Origin of the sequence: Corynebacterium jamesii, from assembly GCF_046097395.1 — a bacterium.
GTDB lineage: Bacteria > Actinomycetota > Actinomycetes > Mycobacteriales > Mycobacteriaceae > Corynebacterium.
Genome location: NZ_CP175789.1, coordinates 815,213 through 835,703, shown reverse-complemented (window position 1 = coordinate 835,703; position 20,491 = coordinate 815,213). Strand labels below are relative to the sequence as shown.

17 protein-coding genes are annotated in these 20,491 nt (G+C 59.8%); 14 read left to right on the top strand and 3 right to left on the bottom strand.

Annotation, left to right across the window (positions count from 1 at the left end; all coding sequences use genetic code 11):
* Positions 1–245: 245 nt before the first annotated feature.
* Complete coding sequence (locus ACKFRT_RS03825) at positions 246–1,088, bottom strand: DoxX family protein (protein ID WP_293791977.1); 843 nt, start codon at positions 1,086–1,088, stop codon at positions 246–248.
* A 118-nt stretch (positions 1,089–1,206) separates the two neighbouring features.
* The gene (locus tag ACKFRT_RS03820) at positions 1,207–1,893 is read right to left on the bottom strand and encodes an MBL fold metallo-hydrolase (protein ID WP_408925800.1); all 687 of its coding nucleotides are present in this window, start codon (positions 1,891–1,893) and stop codon (positions 1,207–1,209) included.
* A gap of 74 nt (positions 1,894–1,967) precedes the next feature.
* Between ACKFRT_RS03820 and uvrA the strand changes: the two genes are divergently transcribed.
* A complete protein-coding gene (uvrA, locus tag ACKFRT_RS03815; protein WP_408925799.1) occupies positions 1,968–4,814 on the top strand; it encodes an excinuclease ABC subunit UvrA in 2,847 nt (948 codons plus the stop codon).
* On the opposite strand, the gene ACKFRT_RS03810 is transcribed toward uvrA, so the two are convergent.
* Positions 4,797–7,220 (bottom strand): hypothetical protein, encoded by a 2,424-nt coding sequence (locus ACKFRT_RS03810; protein WP_408925798.1) that lies wholly within the window; start codon positions 7,218–7,220, stop codon positions 4,797–4,799. The genes uvrA and ACKFRT_RS03810 overlap by 18 nt on opposite strands.
* A gap of 407 nt (positions 7,221–7,627) precedes the next feature.
* On the opposite strand from ACKFRT_RS03810, the gene infC reads away from it, so the two are divergent.
* From infC to argR, 13 genes are all read left to right on the top strand, one after another.
* Positions 7,628–8,149, top strand: coding sequence for a translation initiation factor IF-3 (infC, locus tag ACKFRT_RS03805; protein ID WP_080716109.1), 522 nt, complete (start codon positions 7,628–7,630; stop codon positions 8,147–8,149).
* A 32-nt stretch (positions 8,150–8,181) separates the two neighbouring features.
* Positions 8,182–8,376 carry a 50S ribosomal protein L35 gene (rpmI, locus tag ACKFRT_RS03800; RefSeq protein ID WP_269955193.1) on the top strand — a complete coding sequence of 65 codons (195 nt, stop codon included), beginning with the start codon at positions 8,182–8,184 and terminating at the stop codon, positions 8,374–8,376.
* 112 nt (positions 8,377–8,488) lie between these two features.
* On the top strand, positions 8,489–8,872 hold the full coding sequence (rplT, locus tag ACKFRT_RS03795) for a 50S ribosomal protein L20 (RefSeq protein ID WP_011273437.1): 384 nt from the start codon (positions 8,489–8,491) through the stop codon (positions 8,870–8,872).
* Positions 8,873–9,104: 232 nt separating this feature from the next.
* Positions 9,105–9,821 carry a hypothetical protein gene (locus ACKFRT_RS03790; protein WP_408925797.1) on the top strand — a complete coding sequence of 239 codons (717 nt, stop codon included), beginning with the start codon at positions 9,105–9,107 and terminating at the stop codon, positions 9,819–9,821.
* Between the two features lie 19 nt (positions 9,822–9,840).
* Positions 9,841–10,656: a TrmH family RNA methyltransferase gene (locus ACKFRT_RS03785; protein WP_408925796.1), complete on the top strand. Its 816-nt coding sequence runs from the start codon at positions 9,841–9,843 to the stop codon at positions 10,654–10,656.
* A gap of 165 nt (positions 10,657–10,821) precedes the next feature.
* A complete protein-coding gene (gene pheS, locus ACKFRT_RS03780) occupies positions 10,822–11,877 on the top strand; it encodes a phenylalanine--tRNA ligase subunit alpha (RefSeq protein ID WP_293791966.1) in 1,056 nt (351 codons plus the stop codon).
* A gap of 59 nt (positions 11,878–11,936) precedes the next feature.
* A complete protein-coding gene (gene pheT / locus ACKFRT_RS03775) occupies positions 11,937–14,495 on the top strand; it encodes a phenylalanine--tRNA ligase subunit beta (RefSeq protein ID WP_408925795.1) in 2,559 nt (852 codons plus the stop codon).
* Positions 14,496–14,558: 63 nt separating this feature from the next.
* Complete coding sequence (gene argC, locus ACKFRT_RS03770; RefSeq protein ID WP_408925794.1) at positions 14,559–15,584, top strand: N-acetyl-gamma-glutamyl-phosphate reductase; 1,026 nt, start codon at positions 14,559–14,561, stop codon at positions 15,582–15,584.
* Positions 15,585–15,591: 7 nt separating this feature from the next.
* Positions 15,592–16,809, top strand: a complete 1,218-nt coding sequence (argJ, locus tag ACKFRT_RS03765; protein ID WP_408925793.1) for a bifunctional glutamate N-acetyltransferase/amino-acid acetyltransferase ArgJ — start codon at positions 15,592–15,594, stop codon at positions 16,807–16,809.
* Between the two features lie 87 nt (positions 16,810–16,896).
* Positions 16,897–17,862, top strand: a complete 966-nt coding sequence (argB, locus tag ACKFRT_RS03760) for an acetylglutamate kinase (protein ID WP_293791960.1) — start codon at positions 16,897–16,899, stop codon at positions 17,860–17,862.
* Complete coding sequence (locus ACKFRT_RS03755) at positions 17,859–19,082, top strand: acetylornithine transaminase (protein WP_408925792.1); 1,224 nt, start codon at positions 17,859–17,861, stop codon at positions 19,080–19,082. Before argB ends, ACKFRT_RS03755 begins: the two co-directional genes overlap by 4 nt.
* Before the next feature lie 10 nt (positions 19,083–19,092).
* Positions 19,093–20,028 carry an ornithine carbamoyltransferase gene (argF, locus tag ACKFRT_RS03750; protein ID WP_408925791.1) on the top strand — a complete coding sequence of 312 codons (936 nt, stop codon included), beginning with the start codon at positions 19,093–19,095 and terminating at the stop codon, positions 20,026–20,028.
* Complete coding sequence (gene argR / locus ACKFRT_RS03745) at positions 20,013–20,477, top strand: arginine repressor (protein WP_293791956.1); 465 nt, start codon at positions 20,013–20,015, stop codon at positions 20,475–20,477. Before argF ends, argR begins: the two co-directional genes overlap by 16 nt.
* Positions 20,478–20,491 lie beyond the last annotated feature (14 nt).

Sequence of the window (20,491 nt, the reverse complement as noted above, 5' to 3'; positions counted from 1 at the left end):
TGTGTTGCAGGCGTCTAAAGGGGTAGAGCAAGCCATCATACTCTTTTGCCTGTTGTTCGTGATGGGAGCTCGTGCAGCGCTCGGCATTATCGCCAACTTCCTGATGCAGAACTTCGGTCCACGCTAGAAGCGCCACGGCCAGAACCCCAGCCAGAACTCTAGGAAACAAGCATAAAAAAAGAACCCCTGGGCAGGGGTTCTTTTTCTTTCCCCACTACCCAGACCGGCAGGAGGGGAGAAAAGGGCTACTTCTGCAGGCGCTTTTGTGCCTTCTTGGCGCGCTTCTGAGCCTGCTTCTGTGCCTTCTGCGCACGCTTGCGCGACTTCTTGGTAGCCTTCTGAAGATCCTTCTTCAGAGCCTCGGAGTCGAAGTCATCCCACGCGCCCTGCGCCTTGGCAGCTGCGGTCTGTGCGTAATCGGAAGCCTGGTCGCCGAAGTCAGCTGCGCGCTCGCGCAGGTTCTCGGCAGTTTCCTTCCACTCGTCCTGGTGCTCGTCTACATAGTCGGCAACCTTCTCCTGCACCTGACCGGCAACTTCCTTCGTCTTGGCAAAGAAGCCCTGTGCCTGGTCGGAAGCGTTAGCGGCAAAAGCCTTGGACTGGGTCTGAGCGTTCTCCAGCATCTTCTGCTGCTCGGACTTACCCGGCATTGCCTGCTGTGCGCGCCACTTCAGACCCGGCTTTCCAGCGGTGTCTGCGGAAGTGATGACGAGGCCTCCCAGCAGAGCCAGGTCGGTAACCAGGCCACGGATCTCTTCCTTGCGCTCTGCACCATTGGTGGCGTTCCAAAATGCGTGGCGGGACAGAGCCGTCGGGATTTGTACCGCAGCCAGGGTGGCGGCGGCCAGGCGCGGAGCCTTACCCGTTGCCAGCAGGGCAGAAGCTACAACCTTGGTGGTGCCAACGATGCGAACGGTGGATTCAGCATCGTCTGGAATCAGGCCGGCCTTATCCTGCGGCAGAACGGAACGCAGGGTGCCGTTGATGGCCTTTGCGTCCTCGGCGTACTCGTTGCTGTTCAGCAGCATCTGAGCACCGTCGACGGCAAAAGCGGATGCCAGCAAAGGGCGGGCAAGGGTACGGAACATTTGGGTCTACACACTCCTCAATCGTTGGTGGCACGACCCTTGACTAATTTTAGTCGTGCTCGATCACTCATCCAGGTTACCGGAAGTGACCACGTCCCGAGTGGAAGTACACCGCTTGCTACCAACCCCGTGCGGCCCATTCCGCAAGTTTGCCCTTTTCTGCTCCGACGGTAGTGGAGTCGCCGTGACCAGGGTGAATGCGAGTGTCCTCCGGGAGGTTGAAGATCCTGTCGCGCACGTCGCCCAGGAGCTGCTGGAATTGCTCGGGATTGTTTGTTTTTCCGACGCCACCGGGGAAAACACTGTCACCCACCCACGCTCGTGGCACGCGCCCGTCGGCCAGATCCAGCACTGCCAAGCCGCCCGGGGTGTGGCCCCGTAGCTCGACTACCTGCAAGCCGAGCTCCGGCAGCTGTGCACCAGCCAGATCCAGTGGTTCCCGGGAACCTTCGTCGTTTCCGTACACCCGATCCGGCGCCACGGGCAGCGCTTCGGCATCCAGGCGCGGCCCGTGGTGGCGGGCGCCTGTCGCCTTTAGGACGCCTGCCAGCGCGCGAGTGTGGTCTGCATGCTGGTGAGTAGTGAGCACATCGGTGATGCGCACACCCAGCCGTTCGGCCAGACCCAGCAGGTGTTCTGCATCATCGGCGGCATCCACCAGCAGCGCCTCGCCGTCCCGGCACAGCAACCAACAATTGTTGTCCATAGAGCCCACGGTGGTAACGGCATACGTATGGGCGTCAGAACTCAAAACCTGCACGTCCCGCGGTGCGGAAAGATGGCTAAACTCAGTGACCTTCTGCATATCAACAGACTAACGTTGTCTGGCCGATGGCGTAGACTAGCAGGGTTGTTGGACAAAGAAGCAAGGAGTGAATAGTGGCCGATCAGCTGATTGTCCGTGGTGCTAGCGAACACAACCTCAAGGGTGTGGATATCGATCTTCCCCGCGACAAGATGATCGTGTTCACAGGGCTATCTGGATCGGGCAAATCCTCCCTGGCCTTCGACACGATCTTCGCAGAAGGTCAGCGCCGATATGTCGAATCCCTCAGCTCCTATGCGCGCATGTTCCTGGGGCGGATGGACAAGCCCGATGTGGAACTCATCGAGGGGCTGTCTCCAGCAGTGTCCATCGACCAAAAGTCCACAAACCGCAACCCGCGTTCGACAGTGGGCACGGTGACGGAAATCTTCGACTACCTGCGACTGCTTTATGCCCGCACTGGTACCCCGCACTGTCCGGAGTGCGGCGAGGTGATCCAGCGCCAAACTCCCCAAGAGATCGTGGATCAGATCCTCGCGATGGAACAGGGGCTGAAATTCCAGGTACTTGCGCCCGTGGTGCGTACCCGCAAGGGCGAGTTCGTGGACCTTTTCGAGGATCTTTCCGCACAGGGTTATTCCCGCGTGCGCGTCGACGGGGCTGTGTACCAGCTGTCGGATCCCCCGACTCTGGAGAAGCAGGTAAAGCACGACATCGACGTGGTGGTTGACCGCCTGCAGGTTAAGGATTCCCAAAAGCAGCGTCTGACCGACTCGATCGAAACTGCGCTGAAGCTGGCCGACGGCATTGTGGCACTCGAGTTCGTCGGTCTGCAAGAGGACGACCCGAACCGCGTGCGACGCTTTTCCGAGAAGATGGCGTGCCCCAACGGCCATGCGGTGCAGCTGGAAGAGCTCGAACCGCGCACGTTCTCGTTCAACTCTCCCTACGGTGCCTGCCCCGCCTGTGACGGCTTGGGCACGCGCCTGGAGGTTGACGAGAAGCTGGTGATCCCGGACGAGGATGCGCCGGTCATTAACGCGATTGCACCGTGGGCTTCGAGTCCGAACAGTAAGTACTTCACCAAACTTGTGACTGCGCTGGGCGAGGCGATGGGCTTTGATCCTAAGTCCCCGTGGAGTGAGCTCTCGGCGGCCCACCGCAAGGCCCTCCTGAATGGCCACAAGACTCAGATCAAGGTGAGCTATCGCAATCGTTACGGTCGCTCCCGCAACTACAACGCGCCTTTCGAAGGCGTGATGCCTTTCCTTAAGCGCAAGCTCGACCAGACCGATTCCGACTGGTCGAAGGAACGCTACCGCAGCTACATGCGCGAGGTTGCATGCCCGACATGTAAGGGCACTCGCTTGAAGCCGGAGGTTCTTGCCGTAACCATCGCTGCGGGGGATCGGGAACTGTCCATCGCCGAGGTGTCTGATCTTTCTATTGCCGACGCCAGTAGTTTCCTGGACAACCTGTCTCTCACCAAGCGCGAGGAGATGATCGCCGGGGCGGTTCTACGGGAGATCCAGGCGCGCCTGAAGTTCCTTTTGGACGTCGGATTGAACTACCTGTCGATGTCCCGCTCCGCGGGCACGCTGTCTGGTGGCGAGGCGCAGCGTATCCGTTTGGCGACACAGATTGGTTCGGGCTTGGCGGGTGTGCTGTACGTGCTGGATGAGCCATCGATTGGCTTGCACCAGCGCGACAATGAACGTCTGATCCGTACACTGCAGCATCTGCGGGATCTGGGGAACACCTTGATCGTGGTGGAGCACGATGAGGATACGATCCGCACCGCCGACTGGCTGGTGGATATTGGCCCGCGAGCTGGCGAGTACGGCGGTGAGATTGTCTACCAGGGCGAGCCGGAGGGGATCCTCGACGCGAAGGATTCCCTGACCGGCCAATACCTGTCCGGTGAAAGGGTTTTGGCTGTGCCGGAGAAGCGCCGCCCGATCGATAAGGACAGGGTGCTGACGGTACACGGCGCCCAGGAAAACAACCTGAAGAACGTGGACGTCACCCTGCCGTTGGGAGTATTGACGCTGATTACCGGCGTATCCGGCTCCGGTAAGTCCTCCCTGATTAACGGCATTGTGGCTAAGTCGTTGAGCAATACCCTGAACAAGGCACGCCAGGTGCCCGGCCACCACAAGAAGATCACGGGCACGGAGCATCTTGACAAGTTGGTGCAGGTGGATCAAAGCCCGATCGGGCGCACACCGCGATCCAACCCGGCCACGTACACGGGCGTGTTCGACAAGATCCGCAAGCTGTTCGCCGAGACGACGGAGGCGAAGGTCCGCGGCTATGGTCCGGGACGATTCTCCTTCAACGTGAAGGGCGGACGCTGTGAGGCCTGCCATGGCGATGGCACGCTGAAGATCGAGATGAACTTCCTGCCCGACGTGTACGTACCCTGCGAAGTGTGCGAAGGCGCCCGCTACAACCGCGAGACACTGGAGGTCCACTACAAGGGCAAGTCCATCGCCGAGGTGCTGGATATGCCGATCTCTGAGGCTGCGGAGTTCTTTGAACCTGTGACCTCCATTTCGCGCTACCTGAACACGCTGGTGGATGTTGGACTGGGGTATGTGCGCCTGGGGCAGGCAGCAACCACCTTGTCTGGCGGTGAGGCGCAGCGCGTGAAGCTGGCCGCGGAGCTGCAGAAGCGTTCCAACGGGCGCACTGTGTACATCTTGGACGAGCCGACGACCGGCCTGCATTTCGAGGACATTCGCAAGCTGATGCTGGTGATCCAGGGCCTCGTGGACAAGGGCAACAGCGTGTTCATCATCGAGCACAACCTGGACGTTATTAAAGCCGCCGATTGGATTGTGGACATGGGGCCGGAGGGCGGTTCGGGCGGCGGCACCGTTGTTGCCGAGGGTACCCCGGAGCAGGTTGCAACGGTGGAGGCCTCCCATACAGGCCGTTATCTACGGCCGATGCTCTGATCCAGGACTTGGCTGCTGAGGCTGTGCCGGACGCTGTGGCTGCTGGGGCTGCTGAGGTTGTGCCGGACGCTGTGGCTGTGCCGGACGCTGGGGCTGTTGGGGCTGCTGAGCATGGGGCGAAACAGGGGAACCCGTCGGGGCCGCGGGTTCCATATGCGTAGCGGGCACCTGAGCGTTCGTTTGGATGTTTGTAATGCCATTGCTCTTGTTCGGCTTTTCGCGCGTAACCGCCGCAATGAGCAGTACCATGCCGCAGATCAGGAACGCCAGCGCCTGCACCAATCCACCCAGAACGGAGAGGTCATAGAACACGAGCTTTCCGGTGGCGATGATTGCCAGGATCAATCCCAGCTTCGAGTTGTTGCGGTACAGCAGATATACCGCACCCAACATCCAGCTGACGGAGATAAAAACATGGGCGATCATGAACGACAGCTTTGTAGCCGAGATGGCCATTGCAACCGCGGGAACCGCCGACGAAGCCAAGACGAGTGTGACTCCGCCGATACACATAAGAATCAATTCGGGATTGACCGTCGCACCGGGGGCTTCCCGACCGGCAATGCCCTGTAGACCCGAATCCAAGAGGTACTTATGCCGGTAAGCCAAAGCCACGGAGAGCGTCAGGCTGGTGACGAGCACAATCGCGGAGTCCGGGATGCGCATGTTGTCTGCCTCAACCCAGCTTTGCGGGGCATAGGTGAACACCACCAAGAACGAGCAGACCAATGAGATCCAGGCCACGACCTTATGTATCCGCGGCAGTCCCCATACAATTGCAGCGGAATACAGCAGCAAGGCCACGGCGATTGCTACGGTCGAGTAGTTCAGAAACTGGACACCCTCAAGGTCTCCATAGCTAAGCGCGGAGAGTTTTTGCCAACGGAAGAACCTGAAGACAAAGATGATCGGCAGCGTTCCCGCGGCGATCGAAAACAGGAAGGACGTAGCCACGGTCGGAGGCAGTGGAGCGTTTGCCGTGTAATGGGAGTCGACTTTGTAGATGGCCCCGTTGAAGCGCGCGATGACGTAGGCAAAAAGAGTTACCACCGAGATAAAAGCAATGCTTCCCCAGGAATCGTGGCTGCTAAGGATAAGAGCAGGAACCACTACGACGGCAAGGACACTACTGATGTGAAGCTGGCGCGTAGCCCACGGTGGTACGAAGCTGATGATCGCAATCAGGGTGAATCCAACCACGCCAAGCAGGAACGTTGTGAGGACGAATGGGGCACTCATGAACAGCGCGGCCATGTATGTGATCGTCGCGGTGATTTGTAGCTTGAACCATGGCCGTCCCCAGCGAGCAGCAAAGCCGCAGATAGCGGCAGCCAAGAGGCTACCCGCGAAGTAGCCATTGTGGATCTCCCGCTGTGTCATTTGGTCGGCGGGGAACATCGAAAGGAAGCCAGCGGCTATTGGAACGATGAAAAGTGGGGCAAAGGCGGTGATGATGACCGCCAGAACCTCCTTCTTCCACGTATACGCAAGCCCCAAGGCAGCTGCGCATATGACCACTGTCAGGACACTGCCGAGCGCTTCACCGAACCAATCCAGTTGGAACACCGAAACCCACAGATCAGCTAAGCCACCCAGCGTGGCAACGACAAGCAGTGCCGATGCGCCGACTCCGTCCGGCTGTCGCCGGTGGATCATGGTAGAAGCAAGTGCCAGGCCTCCACAGAGGACAGCAGCGAGGACGACGGCGGCTTCTGGGCTTAGAACGCCAGAAGCATAGGCCAGCAGAGCCAGGAAGGTAAGACCCACGACGGTGATCGAACCGCCGATAATCGCTAGCAGGCGAGTAACCAGATCCTCCTTTTCCCACCACTGCTTTAGCCTATTGACAGCAACCGGTTGGGGAGCGGGACGTGGTTGAGGGTGCGGTTGTTGTCTCTGCGGTTGTTGCCCCTGCGGTTGAGCTTGCCCTCGTTGAGGTTGCTGACGCTCCGGCTTGCTCTGCTGAGGAGGTCCCTGCTGTGGCCGGGGAGATTGCATTGATGGGGTTGCCGCCACCGGACGTGTCGGGCGGGGCGGCTGCGTCGGCATAGGTCGTGGTGGCTGCACCTGCTGGCGTGGCTGTGTTCGCTGCGGCGGTTGGATCCGTTGTGGCGGTTGCGTGTTCTGTGGTGGCTGTGTGCGTTGAGGCTGTACCGGGGAGGAGAGCCGTGCCTGCGGAGAGGGAACTTGCGTGGCATGTTTGGGTTGAGGGGCGGCAGCGGCCTGTGGCGTCGCTAGCTTCTGCTGATTAACAGCAACCTCGCGCAGAAGAGCGAACAGCTGTGCCTGGATCTTCGCATGCGTTTGCGCAACATCCTCGATGCGCTGCACCAGATCGGATGGGTTATTGTCGGAACTAGACCCGTTCGAGTGCCTTCTATCCTGATTGTTCTTAAAATCATTCATGTCATAAAGGTCGCTTTTCTTTGGCCAGCTCCCGCTCCTAGAGATCGGAACGGACAGGGCGTTTTGTGTTCTATTGGTTACTTGTTATACTTCCAGGTACTACCGTCTCGTTCCGTTCATTTGGGACATTTTGTTTCAGGCAGTTTGTTTGAAACGCATTGCTCCAAGGAATTGGAAACGGGCTGCAAGTGGAGGTTCCTTCTCCCACCTAGAGACCGCCTTAGAGGTTGGGCTCGGGTCGTGGCCACAGGCACGGATGGGTTCTGAAAATCCGGAAGTGCAATGCACGGAAGTGTGGATATGTTCCCGCTGGTGCTTCTGTGGTTGTGATAGTGGGGGAACACAGGGGATCTTCAGTACTGCAGGGGTCGGTAAGACATTAACCAAACTGCTACTGAGGAGTTCACATTAGCGCAGAAGCTCGCATCAACGACCGTATTCGAGTCCCTGAGGTCCGACTCGTCGGTCCAGGCGGCGAACAGGTCGGTATCGTCAAGACAGACGATGCGCGAAAGCTGGCCTATGAAGCTGACCTCGACCTTGTAGAGGTTGCACCGAACGCCAAGCCACCCGTGGCGAAGATCATGGACTTCGGCAAGTTCAAGTACGAGCAGGCCCAGAAGGCTCGTGAAGCTCGTAAGAACCAGCAGCAGACCGTGGTGAAGGAACAGAAGTTCCGTCCGAAGATCGACGACCACGACTACGAGACCAAGAAGGGCAACGTTATTCGTTTCCTGGAGAAGGGCTCGAAGGTCAAGGTCACGATCATGTTCCGCGGGCGTGAGCAGTCTCGACCGGAACTCGGGTTCCGCCTGCTGGAGCGCCTGGCCAACGACGTCGAAGAGTACGGCGTAGTTGAGACTCGTGCGAAACAGGATGGTCGCAACATGACCATGGTGCTGGGCCCGATCCGCAAGGGCAAGAAGTAGTAACAGAACTAGTTGTTAGAGGTTTTTCACCAATGAAGCAGAAGACTCACAAGGGCGCCGCAAAGCGCATCAAGATCACCGGCTCTGGCAAGCTGCGTCGCGAGCAGGCTAACCGCCGCCACCTGCTGGAGGGCAAGCCCTCCAAGCGCACTCGTCGCCTGAAGGGTACCGAGGACGTCGCTCCGGCTGACGTCAAGCGCATGAAGCGTCTGCTGGGCAAGGCATAGCGAAAGCCCACCTTTCCACCCCTATTCACCTCACCGCCTCATCGAGTAATAACCGCACTTCCGATAGTGCTTTTGTGAGGCGTGCACAATTTAAAGAAAAGGAAGTATCACCGTGGCACGTGTCAAGCGCTCAGTGAACGCCAAGAAGAAGCGTCGCGAAGTACTGAAGTCCGCTAAGGGCTACCGTGGTCAGCGCTCTCGTCTGTACCGCAAGGCAAAGGAGCAGATGCTCCACTCCAAGACTTACGAGTTCCGCGACCGCAAGGCTCGCAAGAACGAGTTCCGTAAGCTGTGGATCCAGCGCATCAACGCTGGCGCACGCCAGAACGGCATGACCTACAACCGTCTGATCCAGGGCCTGCGCCTGGCTGAGATCGAGGTTGACCGCAAGAACCTTGCCGAGCTGGCCGTCAACGATTTCGACGCTTTCACCGCTCTGTGTGAGGCTGCTAAGGCTGCCCTGCCGGAGGACGTTAACGCACCGGCTGCGTCCTAAAAGCTAGCCGGAAGGCTTAGTTCACCCCTCATCCTGGTTTTTCCAGGGTGGGGGGTCTTTTGCGCATTTGGGACTTCTTGACCGACGGATTCCCGATAGATTGAGGTAAAAGCTATCCCTTCGTTTCGCCAGTGTTTCCTGAGGAGATAACCCCACAATGAATGCGTACACACGACGATCTGCAGCAGTACTGCTTGCTCTTTCTCTCGCCGGATCCGTTACCGCCTGCAATATGAGCACAAACGAGGATGCCGAGCAGGCAGTCGAGAAAGCCTCGGAGAAAGCGCACGAAGGGGATACTGCTACCAACGAAAATGGCGCGGGCGAAGATCTTTCTTATGCGGACATGTCCAAGGAAGACTTCGCCGAACAAGCGGCGAAGGCTATCGACGACTGTCTGAAAAACACTACGGATTCCTCCCTTGTGCAGGCTATAGAAGAGCTGCCCGACGAAGAGAAGAACCTGCTGAAGCGAGTCGATTCCGTGGAGCACTACGCGGAATTGAGTGATGAAGAAAAGGATCAGGTCTTTGAAACGGCCGACAAGATCTACAACATGCGTCACTACTTTGCGGGAGTCGATGAAATGAACACGGACGACCGTGGCGCATTCGTGGCGGGGCTGAACTTTACGCTGGATGCAATATGGCGCTTTACAGCTGGAAAGGGTGGTATGTCGGTCACCGCAGACCTCGAGAAGGCTGAGGTTGACGAGGGGCGCACGAAGGCCACCTTCCCGCTGGGATCCCTGGACATGAAAATGGGCGGAGTGCCGGGGAACCAGGGGGAGCCCATGACTGCGGTCGTTGAGGACGGTCAGCTCCGCGTCGATGGTCACTACCTCATCGAATTGGGCCAAGAGGGGCGGGGCGGAACCGTCACCAAGACCCATGTAGAAAATGGTGTGACCACGACGGAAGAGGCAACCCAACGTCTCTTTGAAGAGTAGGTGCCCTAAGCTGTGGGATATGAGCCCGCAGGATGCACAGGAAATTTTTACTGAACGAACCCCCCGTGTGGTCAACGCAGCCAAGCTTCACCGTGCGGCTGCGCGCAAGAAGGCGGGGGTTTTCCTCGTGGAAGGGGAAAATAGCGTCGAGGCGGCCATTGCTACCGGCAGCGCCACGGATGTGTTTGTGACTATGGCGGCGGCCGAGCGTTTCGAGCCGATCATTCGTACCGCCGGATACCTCAATGTCTACGTTCACTACATCAACGACAAGGCCGCCAAGCATTTGGCTGATACCGCCACGACCACGGGTTTGTTCGCCGTGTGTAAGCCGGTTTTGTGGTCTGTCGCTAAGGCATTGACGCCGCAGCCAAGGTTGGTGAGCGTTCCCGTGGAAACGAACGACCCCGGCAATGCCGGAACTCTCATCCGAGTGGCCGATGCCATGGGTGCGGATGCCGTGGTGTTCGCCGGGGAGACTGCTGATCCGCAGTCGTGCAAAGCTGCGCGCGCCTCCGCGGGATCGCTGTTTCACGTCCCAGTGGCCCGTTCAACGAACGTGAAAGATGTCCTCGGCCAGTTGCGCGCACAGGGGTTACAGATCGTTGCTACTGCCGCCGACGGGGAAGTAAGTCTGGACGAAGCGGGGGAGATCCTCACCAAACCAACTGCGTGGCTGTTCGGCAATGAAGCGCACGGACTCGGGGAGGAACTGCTGGCGGAAGCAGACCTGCGGGTTTCCATCCCCATCCGGGGACGCGCGGAATCCTTGAACCTGGCCACCGCCGCTTCCATTTGCATGTATGAGTCGGCGCGAGCCCAAGCACAAAGCTAACTCGAGCTAATTAGAGCTATCTAGAACTATCTAGACCAAACTAGACACAGCGTCCGGTACAGCGGTTGGGTGGAAGACGAATAGCCCCGGCTAGGTGCGAGGTCGCCCTCGCCGGGTATTATTGACCAGGTTAAGCCGTGCACGTAGACAGAGGAGCGCACACAAGTGACGGATTCCGCGGACACTCCCCAGGTAGAGCTCTCGGAGCAGAGCCTTAACGCTGCCGCCGACGCAGCTGAGAAGGCTTTCACCGACGCTGCAAATCTGGAAGAGCTGGCGGCTGCTCGCCGCGAGCACCTGGGCGACGATGCCCCCATCCCCGCAGCCCGCCGAAGCCTGGGCAGTCTGCCGAAGGAACAGCGCAAGGACGCTGGCCGCATGGTCAACATGGCACGTGGTCGCGTCGAAAAGTGCTTCGGGCAAGTCAAGGCAGAGCTCGAGCGTAAGCGCAATGAGGAAGTCCTGCGCGCCGAGCGTATCGATGTAACCGAACCGACGACACGTGGCCAGCGCGGCGCTCAGCACCCAATCACCATCCTGTCCGAGCAGATCGCCGATATCTTCGTCGGCATGGGTTGGGAAATCGCGGATGGCCCGGAGGTTGAGGCGGAGTACTTCAACTTCGACTCCCTGAACTTCATTCCGGACCACCCTGCGCGAACGCTGCAGGATACTTTCCACATTGCCCCAGAGGGATCTGGCCAGGTTTTGCGCACCCATACCTCTCCGGTGCAGATGCGTACGATGCTGTCCCGCGATCTTCCTATCTATATTGCTTGCCCGGGACGCGTATTCCGTACCGATGAGCTGGATGCAACCCACACCCCAGTCTTCCACCAGGTTGAAGGCCTGGCTGTTGATAAGGGTCTGACGATGGCACACCTGAAGGGCACACTGGATCACCTGGCTAAGACTCTGTTCGGAGAGGAAGCCAAGACCCGCATCCGCCCAAACTACTTCCCATTCACCGAGCCTTCCGCCGAGGTCGATGTGTGGTTTGCAGATAAGAAGGGTGGCGCCGGCTGGATCGAGTGGGGTGGCTGCGGCATGGTCAACCCCAACGTCTTGATCGCTGCGGGCGTAGACCCGGAAGTGTACTCCGGCTTCGCCTTCGGCATGGGCATCGAGCGCACCCTGCAGTTCCGCAACGGCCTGCCCGACATGCGTGACATGGTGGAGGGCGACGTCCGCTTCACCCTGCCATTCGGCGTCCGCGGTTAACCCATATTCACTCTTCAGAGCACCCCATTTAAAGCCCCAATAAGGATCTTTCGAACATCATGCTTATTTCCCAGTCGTGGCTGACCCGAATCCTGCAGACTTCCAACCCGCAGTGGAGCGTGAGCGCCGAGGAATTCGACGCTGGCTTCGTCCGCGTCGGCTTTGAGACCGAGGGCTACGAGGCGATCCCTGAGACCACCGGCCCACTGGTGATCGGTCGAGTAGAAAAGATTGAGGAGCTCACCGAGTTTAAGAAGCCGATCCGCTACTGCGATGTGAACGTCGGCCAAGCCAACGGCACTGGCGAGTTGCAGCACATCATCTGTGGCGCTCGGAACTTCGCCGAGGGCGACAACGTTGTTATCGCCCTGCCCGGCACGGTACTGCCCGGGCCTTTCGAGATCTCGGCGCGTAAGACCTACGGCAAAATCTCTGAGGGCATGATCTGTTCTGCGATGGAGGTTGGTCTGGCCAGCCAGCAAAACGCAGGCATCATGACTATCTCTGACGCCGATTTGGCCAGCGCCAACCTCCAGGTAGGCGACGATGCCCGTGGGCTGTTGGGTCTGCAGGACACCATCTTTGATGTGAATATCACCCCAGACCGCGGATACGCACTTTCGGCCAGGGGGCTTGCGCGCGAGTTGGCGTCGAGCTTTAACCTGCAATACCGCGACCCGGCGCAGGACCCGGCGGCAGCAGCGATGCGCGACGACCTTTTCGCCGGCCTGCCCGGCACGGGCGGCGAGGTTCAGGCGCTGAAGGTTGACGCGGACACGAAGTGCTCGAAGTTTGGCATGCGTAAGGTGCGGGGAATTGATCCGAAGGCGGAATCTCCGCTGTGGCTGCAGCGAGAGCTGATGCTTTGTGGTCAGCGACCTGTGAACCCGGCGACGGACGTGACGAACTACGTGATGTTCCTACTTGGCCAGCCGATGCACGCTTTCGATGCGGATAAGGTCAACGGCGAATTGCACGTTCGCCTGGCAAAGAAGGGGGAGAAGCTCACCACGTTAGACGATGTGGAGCGCACCCTGGATCCGGAAGACGTCGTGATCGCCGATGAGTCCGGTATTCAGTCCCTGGCTGGCGTGATGGGCGGATCGACCTCCGAGATTTCCGATGAGACCACCAACGTGCTGTTTGAAGCCGCTCACTGGAATCAGATCACGGTGGCACGTACGTGCCGTCGCCACAAGCTGTCCTCCGAAGCTTCGCGTCGGTTTGAGCGTGGCACGGATGCGGCGGTTATCGAGGACGCGCTGGACTTCGCTGTTGCACTGCTGGTGAATATTGCCGGCGGCGAGGTGGAGGAGGGGCGCACCCTGTTCGGTGCAGTGCCCGAGATGCCGACGATCACTATGCACACGTCGCGCCCAGGTAAGACTGCGGGCATGATCTATCCCGACGGCACCACTATTTCCCGCCTGCGTGAGGTGGGCTGTGAGGTGCGTGAGACCGGTTCGCGGGACGACAATGGTGCCCGCGAGATCGAGGTGACCCCGCCGAGCTGGCGTCCTGACCTGACGATGCCCGCCGACCTAGTGGAGGAGGTGCTGCGTCTGGAAGGGCTGGAGGATATTCCTTCTGTCGTTCCGACCGCTCCCGCAGGTCGCGGTTATACTCCGCGCCAGCGGATGCGTCGCAATGTGGGTAAGGCTTTGGCATGGGCCGGTTATGCAGAGATTCTGCCGAGCCCGTTCATTGCCAATGATGTATTCGACGTATGGGATCTGCCCGCTGATGATCCGCGTCGCGTGACGGTCAAGGTGCAAAACCCGCTAGAGAGCGATTACGCGCAGATCGGCACCACACTATTGCCGTCGATGATCGAATCGCTGCGTCGCAACGTCACTCGTGGTCAGCGAGATGCAGCTTTGTACGGCGTGGAGCAGGTTTCTGTTCCGAAGTCGGCCGAGCAGTTCTCGCCAATGCCTTCTGTTAAGCAGCGCCCGAGTGACGCCGAGCTGTCCGAGCTGCTGGATTCGCTGCCCGCACAACCACTTCATGTTGCCGTCGTCGCGACGGGTAATCGCCAGCTGCAGGGCACGTGGGGTGCGCCGGAAGCTTTCACTGCTGCGGATGCTATTGAATCTGCCCGTGTAGTCGCCCGCGCTGCCGGTGTGGAGATTACTCTGCGTAACGCCGAGTACCTGCCGTGGCACCCGGGTCGCTGCGCTGAGATCCTGGTGGGCGACAAGGTCGTTGGCCACGCAGGCGAGCTGCACCCGCAGGTGTGCGAGCGAGCCGAGCTTCCGCCGCGCACCGTGGCCATGGAGATCAACCTGGATGCGCTGCCTTTGGAGGAGACTTTCCCGCGTCCGGTGCTGTCTGCATTCCCGGCCGTTCTGCAGGACATTGCGGTTGTCGTAGATGAGTCCACTCCGGCACAGGCGGTCGAAGATGCTCTTCGGGCTGGTGCGGGCGAGCTGTTGGAAGAGATTCGTCTTTTCGACGTTTATCGCTCCGAGTCCTTGGGGGAAGGCAAGCGTTCGTTGACTTTCAGCCTGCGTTTCCGCGCTGCAGATCGCACCTTGACGGAGGAAGAGGCCAGCAAGTCCCGTGAAGCAGCTCTGCAGGCTGCGGCGGAGCGTGTGGGAGCCACGCTCCGCGCATAGTTGCATAATTCCCACAATATTGAATAATTTGCATTTGTGGGTCACGTAGGGCAGAATCGTCCTATGTTGAAAATTGCAGTAGCAGGCGCCAGTGGGTACGCGGGTGGCGAAGCGCTTCGCCTCCTCCTTAATCACCCAGGCTACGGCATGGACTTCGAAATTGGTGCGCTGACCGGCGGTTCTAATGCCGGCGCGCGCTTCCGTGATCTCAACCCAGGGCTTCCCGTACTGGCGGATCGCGTGCTCGAGGCCACCACTGAGGATGTTCTCCGCGAGCATGATGCTGCAATCCTGGCTCTTCCGCATGGCGTTTCTGCCTCCCTCGACCTGCCGGAATCTATGAAGATCGTGGACTGCGGAGCTGACTACCGGTTAAAGAACGCAAATCATTGGGCACGCTTCTACGGCACGCCGCACGCCGGCTCCCGTACCTACGGCATTCCGGAGATGCCGGGGCACCGAGAGGATATTGCGGCAACGAATTACGTAGCCGCCCCGGGGTGCTTCCCGACCGGCGCGACGATGGCTCTCATGCCAGCTATTGTCAGTGGCCTTATGGCTCCGCAGGTCAGTGTTGTCTCCGTCACGGGAACCACGGGTGCAGGCAAGAAGGCGGCAGTGAACCTCCTTGGTTCCGAGACTATGGGGAACCTCCGTGCCTACGGTGTGGGAACCCACCGTCACGCCCCGGAGATCAAGCAGAGCGTGGAGGAACTCCTTCCTGCTGGTCACTCTTCGGACGACGTGCATGTCACCTTCACACCAGTACTCGCGCCGCTGACCCGCGGAATTCTCACCACAGTCACCGCTCCAGCACGAGGCCAGGCGAGCGATATCCGCCGTGCCTATGAGGACTTCTGCGCCGATGAACCCTTCCTGCACTTGCTGCCCGCTGGCCAGCAGCCGGAGGTAAAAAACGTCGTGGGCTCCAACATGGTTCACCTGCAAGTGGAAGTCGCCGACGGCATGATCATCGCCACCAGCGCCATTGACAACCTCACCAAGGGCACCGCCGGTGCTGCTATCCAATGCCTCAACCTGATGGTCGGTTGGGAAGAAACCGCGGGTCTTCCGCAGACGGGACTGTGATCCGACAATGAATAGCCCACAAGAAGCAAACACAGACACCAGCACGGCGCAGAGTACCTCTGCAGAGCTCGGTGTGACTGTTCCTCGGGGCTTCAGCGCTGCCGCGGTGACTGCAGGCATTAAGCCTTCCGGTAAGTCGGATATGGCTCTGATCCGCAATGACGGTCCGGACACTATTGCTGCAGCAATGTTTACCCGTAACCAGGTCACGGCAGCTCCCGTGCGCTACACCAAGGCACATAACGATGGCAGCTTCCGTGCAGTGGTCGTCAACTCCGGAAATGCCAATGCCTGCAACGGTGCCCAGGGCGACAAGGATGCCCGTGCCACGGCGGATAAGGCCGCTGAGGAGTTGGGCTGCCACCCCAGCGACGTTGCCGTGTGTTCCACGGGACTTATTGGCGATGTGCTACCGATGGACAAGATCATCTCGGGCATTGATGAGCTCGCAGGAAATTTGGATCAGTCCATTGCGTCAGGAAACGCCGCCGCCCGTGCCATCATGACCACCGATCTCGTGGCCAAGGAAGCTGTTTACCACGGCGACGGCTGGTCCATCGGTGCGATGGGCAAGGGCGTGGGGATGATGGCTCCGTCACTGGCGACGATGCTGGTGTTCATTACTACCGACGCCCACCTGCCCAGTGCCGAGATGGCCCAGCAGGCACTGGCGGGTGCGACTCCGACGACCTTCGACTGCATTGACATCGACGGTGCAACCTCCACCAATGACACCGTGCTGCTTATGGCCTCCGGTGCGTCCGGAGTGACCCCCGAAGCAGAGGAATTTAACGCTGCGATCCACCAGGTGTGCTCGGATATCGCGATGCAGCTGCAGGCGGATGCTGAGGGCGTCACAAAGAGAGTCTCCATCACCGTCGGCGGCGCAGAAACAGACGTGGACGCGCAGACCGCAGCTCGCGTCATTGGCCGCGACAACCTCTTTAAGTGTGCAATGTTCGGCTCGGATCCGAACTGGGGCCGCGTGCTAGCCGCAGTGGGAATGGCACCGGTGAAGATGAACCCAGAGGCTATCAGCGTGTCCTTCAATGGTCACCCAGTGTGCATCAACTCCACCGGTGCACCCGGTGCGCGGGCGGTCGACCTATCCGGTGCGGACATCGCTGTCGAGGTGGATCTTGGCGTAGGCGAAGGGCGCGCGACGGTATGGACCACTGACCTTTCGTACTCCTATGTAGAGATCAACTCTGAGTACTCCACCTAGCACTCCACCTATCTCTTCATCTGGCATGCACCCAGACTTGCAAAAGCACTCTGCACCAAGAATCGAATGATTAGGGACTAAGCACCAATGACTTCCAATCACCCGCCCATCGATACCACCGGGCTGACCCCCGAAATGCGCAGCCACGTGCTGGCCGAAGCGCTGCCCTGGTTGCTGCATTACCGCGACAAAATCGTGGTGGTGAAGTACGGCGGCAACGCGATGATCGACGAGGATCTCAAGCGAGCATTCGCCGCCGACATGGTCTTTCTACGCGCTATTGGTGCCCGCCCGGTCGTGGTGCACGGCGGTGGCCCGCAGATCAACGACATGCTGAAGACCGTCGGCCTGGAAGGCGAGTTCAAGGGCGGCTTCCGTGTAACAACCCCGGAGGTCATGGAATACGTTCGCATGGTGCTCTTCGGCAAAGTCGGACGCGAGCTCGTTGGCCTGATTAACGAGCACGGCCCATACGCCGTCGGCACCTCGGGTGAGGACGCGGGACTATTCACCGCCTCCAAACGCACCATCACCATCGACGGGGAAGATGTGGATCTTGGGCGTGTGGGGCAGATCGAACACGTCAATGCAGAAAGCTTGCTAGACCTCATCGACGCAGGCCGCATCCCCGTCGTCTCAACGATCGCTCCCGATGACCAAGGGCGCATCTACAACATCAACGCAGACACGGCTGCCGGTGCATTGGCTGGAGCCCTGGGGGCCGAGAGACTGATCGTGCTCACGAACGTTAAAGGCCTATACACAGACTGGCCCAACAAAGATTCGCTCGTTTCCAGCCTCACCCCGGAGCAGCTTTCCGACCTGCTCCCTAACCTGGATTCCGGCATGGTACCGAAGATGGAAGCCTGCCTTGACGCCCTGCGTACCGGGGTGCAGGCCGCACACGTCATCGACGGTCGAATCCCGCACTCCGTACTCTTGGAGCTAATGACCACCGGCGGCATCGGCACCATGATCTGCCCCGCAGATTGGGAGGACGTAGACGGAACCGAGATTCCCGCCGCTATCAACTACCGGGAGGACTTGTCATGAGCCAGCACATGAACTCCACCGACTGGCAGAGCCACTGGAACGCCGCCCTGTTCGAAACGTACGGCACTCCGCCACGCGAGCTCGTGTCCGGTCGCGGAACCGTCGTCACCGACGCAGAGGGTAACGAATACCTCGACCTGCTCTCCGGCATCGCCGTCAATGCTCTGGGGCACGCTCACCCTGCCGTTGTCGACGCCGTGTCGAATCAGATCGCTACGCTCAGCCACACGTCGAACCTTTTCGCCCACCCGCAGGTGATCAAACTCGCGGAGCGGCTCAAGGGACTGGTGGGGGAGCAGGCCGCGGAGGCGCGCGTCTTCTTTTCCAATTCCGGAGCAGAGGCCAACGAAGCGGCCTTCAAGATCGCCCGTGCTACGGGAAGAACTAAAATCCTGGCTGCCGAGCGTGGCTTCCACGGTCGCACCATGGGTGCGCTCGCCCTGACCGGCCAGCCTGATAAGCAAGAACCCTTTAAGCCGTTGCCCGGCGGAGTGGAGTACTACCCCTACGGCGATATCGCGGCTCTCCGGGAGCTGGCGGACGATGACACCGCCGCAATTTTCCTTGAGCCAATTCAAGGGGAGACCGGCGTGATCCCCGCACCGGATGGATTCCTGGCCGCCGTACGCGAATTATGCGACGAGCACGGCATTCTGATGGTCGTCGACGAGGTACAGGCGGGCATGGGGCGCACCGGCCAGTGGTTTGGCTTCCAGCACGAACCCGATGTGTTACCGGACGTCATCACCATGGCAAAGGGGTTGGGCGGTGGCCTGCCGATCGGTGCAACGCTGGCCCTACCGAAGGCACAACTCCTGGCCAAGGGCATGCACGGAACCACTTTCGGCGGCAACCCCGTGGTCTGTGCCGCCGCGAATGCGGTGATCGACACGATTGAGGCCGAGGATCTATTGTCCAACGTCGCCACCCAGTCGCAGGCTTTCCGCGACGGTCTGGTCGACCACTCCAGCGTGCAGACGATCCGCGGGCGCGGGCTCATGCTGGGCATCGTGCTGGATGAACCGCTGACACTCGACCCGCTTGATTACGGGCTGATTGTGAACAAACCCCAGCCCGACGTGGTCCGCATTGTTCCCCCGCTGAACGTCTCGGCTCAGGAGGTGCAGGGTGGCGTCACCAAGATAAGGAAGATGCTGGACGACAACCGCGAACAGAGCGAACAGAGCTCGAGCAAACAGAGCTCGAGTAAACAGAACTAAGGAACACCACATGACGAACTCCCTTAACAATGGGCCGCTGCGCCACATGCTGGCCGACGATGACCTCACCCCGGAAGAGCAGGCCGAAGTGCTGGCATTGGCCGAGGAACTGAAGGACAATCGCTACGGCAATGGCTATCGCAACCTACTGGAACGTCGCTCTGTCGCAGTCTTGTTCGACAAGACCTCTACGCGCACGCGCTTTTCTTTTGACGCCGGCATCACCGAGCTGGGCGGCAATGCCATCGTCGTAGACAGCGGCAGCTCCCAGATGGGCAAGGGCGAGACCTACCAGGACACCGGCGCGGTACTGTCCCGCTACGCCACCGCTATCGTGTGGCGCACCGGTGCCCACGACAATCTGCACCAGATGGCAGAGACCGCGAGCGTTCCGATTATCAACTCGCTGTCCGATGACTTCCACCCCTGCCAAATCTTGGCGGATCTCGTGACCATCAAGGAACACAAGGGAAAGATCCAGGGGCTGAATGCCGTGTACTTTGGCGACGGTGCGAACAACATGGCAAACAGCTACATGCTGGGCTTTGCCACCGCGGGAGTGGACATCACCATCGCCGCACCCAAGGGGTTCCAGCCTGATGCAGAGTTCGTTGAGCGAGCGCAGAAGCGGGCGGAGCTGACCGGTGCGACCGTTACCGTAACGGATTACGTCGATGCCACCGGCGCAGATGTGGTGATCACCGATACGTGGCTGTCGATGGGACAGGATGCCTCCGAGGATCGCAGTGCGCTGCGCCCGTACCAGGTAGACGAAAAACTAATGGGCACCGCCAAGGACGATGCGATCTTCCTGCACTGCCTGCCGGCCTACCGCGGCAACGAAGTGACTACCGAGGTGATCGACGGGCCACAGTCTGTGGTCTTTGACGAGGCGGAAAACCGCCTGCATGCACAAAAGGCGCTGATGGTATGGCTTCTTCGTTAACCCGCACAGCACGGCAGGACATGATCGGGCGCATCATCGGCGCTGAGAAAGTAGCCAGCCAGCGCCAGCTGCTCGGTATCCTCGTCAACCGCGGCATCGACGTCACGCAGGCAACGCTGTCTCGCGACCTGGTGGATTTGGGTGCCAAGAAGGTGCGCGTAGGAGGAGAGGTCTACTACTCCCTTTCCGACGATGTACGGGTGGACGGGCCGGACAAGCTGCGACGAGTGCTGGCAGAATTGCTGGTTGACCATGACCACTCGGGAAACATCGCGGTGCTGCGTACTCCGCCAGGTGCGGCGCAGTACCTGGCCAGCATTCTGGACCGCTCGGATGTTAACCGAGTGGTGGCCACCATTGCCGGTGACGACACTGTGTTTGTCCTGGCGCGAGAGCCCCTCAACGGCAAGGAGCTGGGGGAGTATTTCTTCCACCTGGCACAAAGCTAAAATCAAATAACGGA

Excerpts from the sequence above, each read along its gene's own strand:
- ACKFRT_RS03825 (WP_293791977.1), bottom strand. The coding sequence starts at position 1,088 with ATGTTCCGTACCCTTGCCCGCCCTTTGCTGGCATCCGCTTTTGCCGTC.
- ACKFRT_RS03820 (WP_408925800.1), bottom strand. The coding sequence starts at position 1,893 with ATGCAGAAGGTCACTGAGTTTAGCCATCTTTCCGCACCGCGGGACGTG.
- ACKFRT_RS03810 (WP_408925798.1), bottom strand. The coding sequence starts at position 7,220 with ATGAATGATTTTAAGAACAATCAGGATAGAAGGCACTCGAACGGGTCT.
- rpmI (WP_269955193.1), top strand. The coding sequence starts at position 8,182 with ATGAAGCAGAAGACTCACAAGGGCGCCGCAAAGCGCATCAAGATCACC.
- ACKFRT_RS03790 (WP_408925797.1), top strand. The coding sequence starts at position 9,105 with ATGAGCACAAACGAGGATGCCGAGCAGGCAGTCGAGAAAGCCTCGGAG.
- ACKFRT_RS03785 (WP_408925796.1), top strand. The coding sequence starts at position 9,841 with ATGAGCCCGCAGGATGCACAGGAAATTTTTACTGAACGAACCCCCCGT.
- pheT (WP_408925795.1), top strand. The coding sequence starts at position 11,937 with ATGCTTATTTCCCAGTCGTGGCTGACCCGAATCCTGCAGACTTCCAAC.
- argC (WP_408925794.1), top strand. The coding sequence starts at position 14,559 with ATGTTGAAAATTGCAGTAGCAGGCGCCAGTGGGTACGCGGGTGGCGAA.
- argJ (WP_408925793.1), top strand. The coding sequence starts at position 15,592 with ATGAATAGCCCACAAGAAGCAAACACAGACACCAGCACGGCGCAGAGT.
- argB (WP_293791960.1), top strand. The coding sequence starts at position 16,897 with ATGACTTCCAATCACCCGCCCATCGATACCACCGGGCTGACCCCCGAA.
- ACKFRT_RS03755 (WP_408925792.1), top strand. The coding sequence starts at position 17,859 with ATGAGCCAGCACATGAACTCCACCGACTGGCAGAGCCACTGGAACGCC.
- argF (WP_408925791.1), top strand. The coding sequence starts at position 19,093 with ATGACGAACTCCCTTAACAATGGGCCGCTGCGCCACATGCTGGCCGAC.
- argR (WP_293791956.1), top strand. The coding sequence starts at position 20,013 with ATGGCTTCTTCGTTAACCCGCACAGCACGGCAGGACATGATCGGGCGC.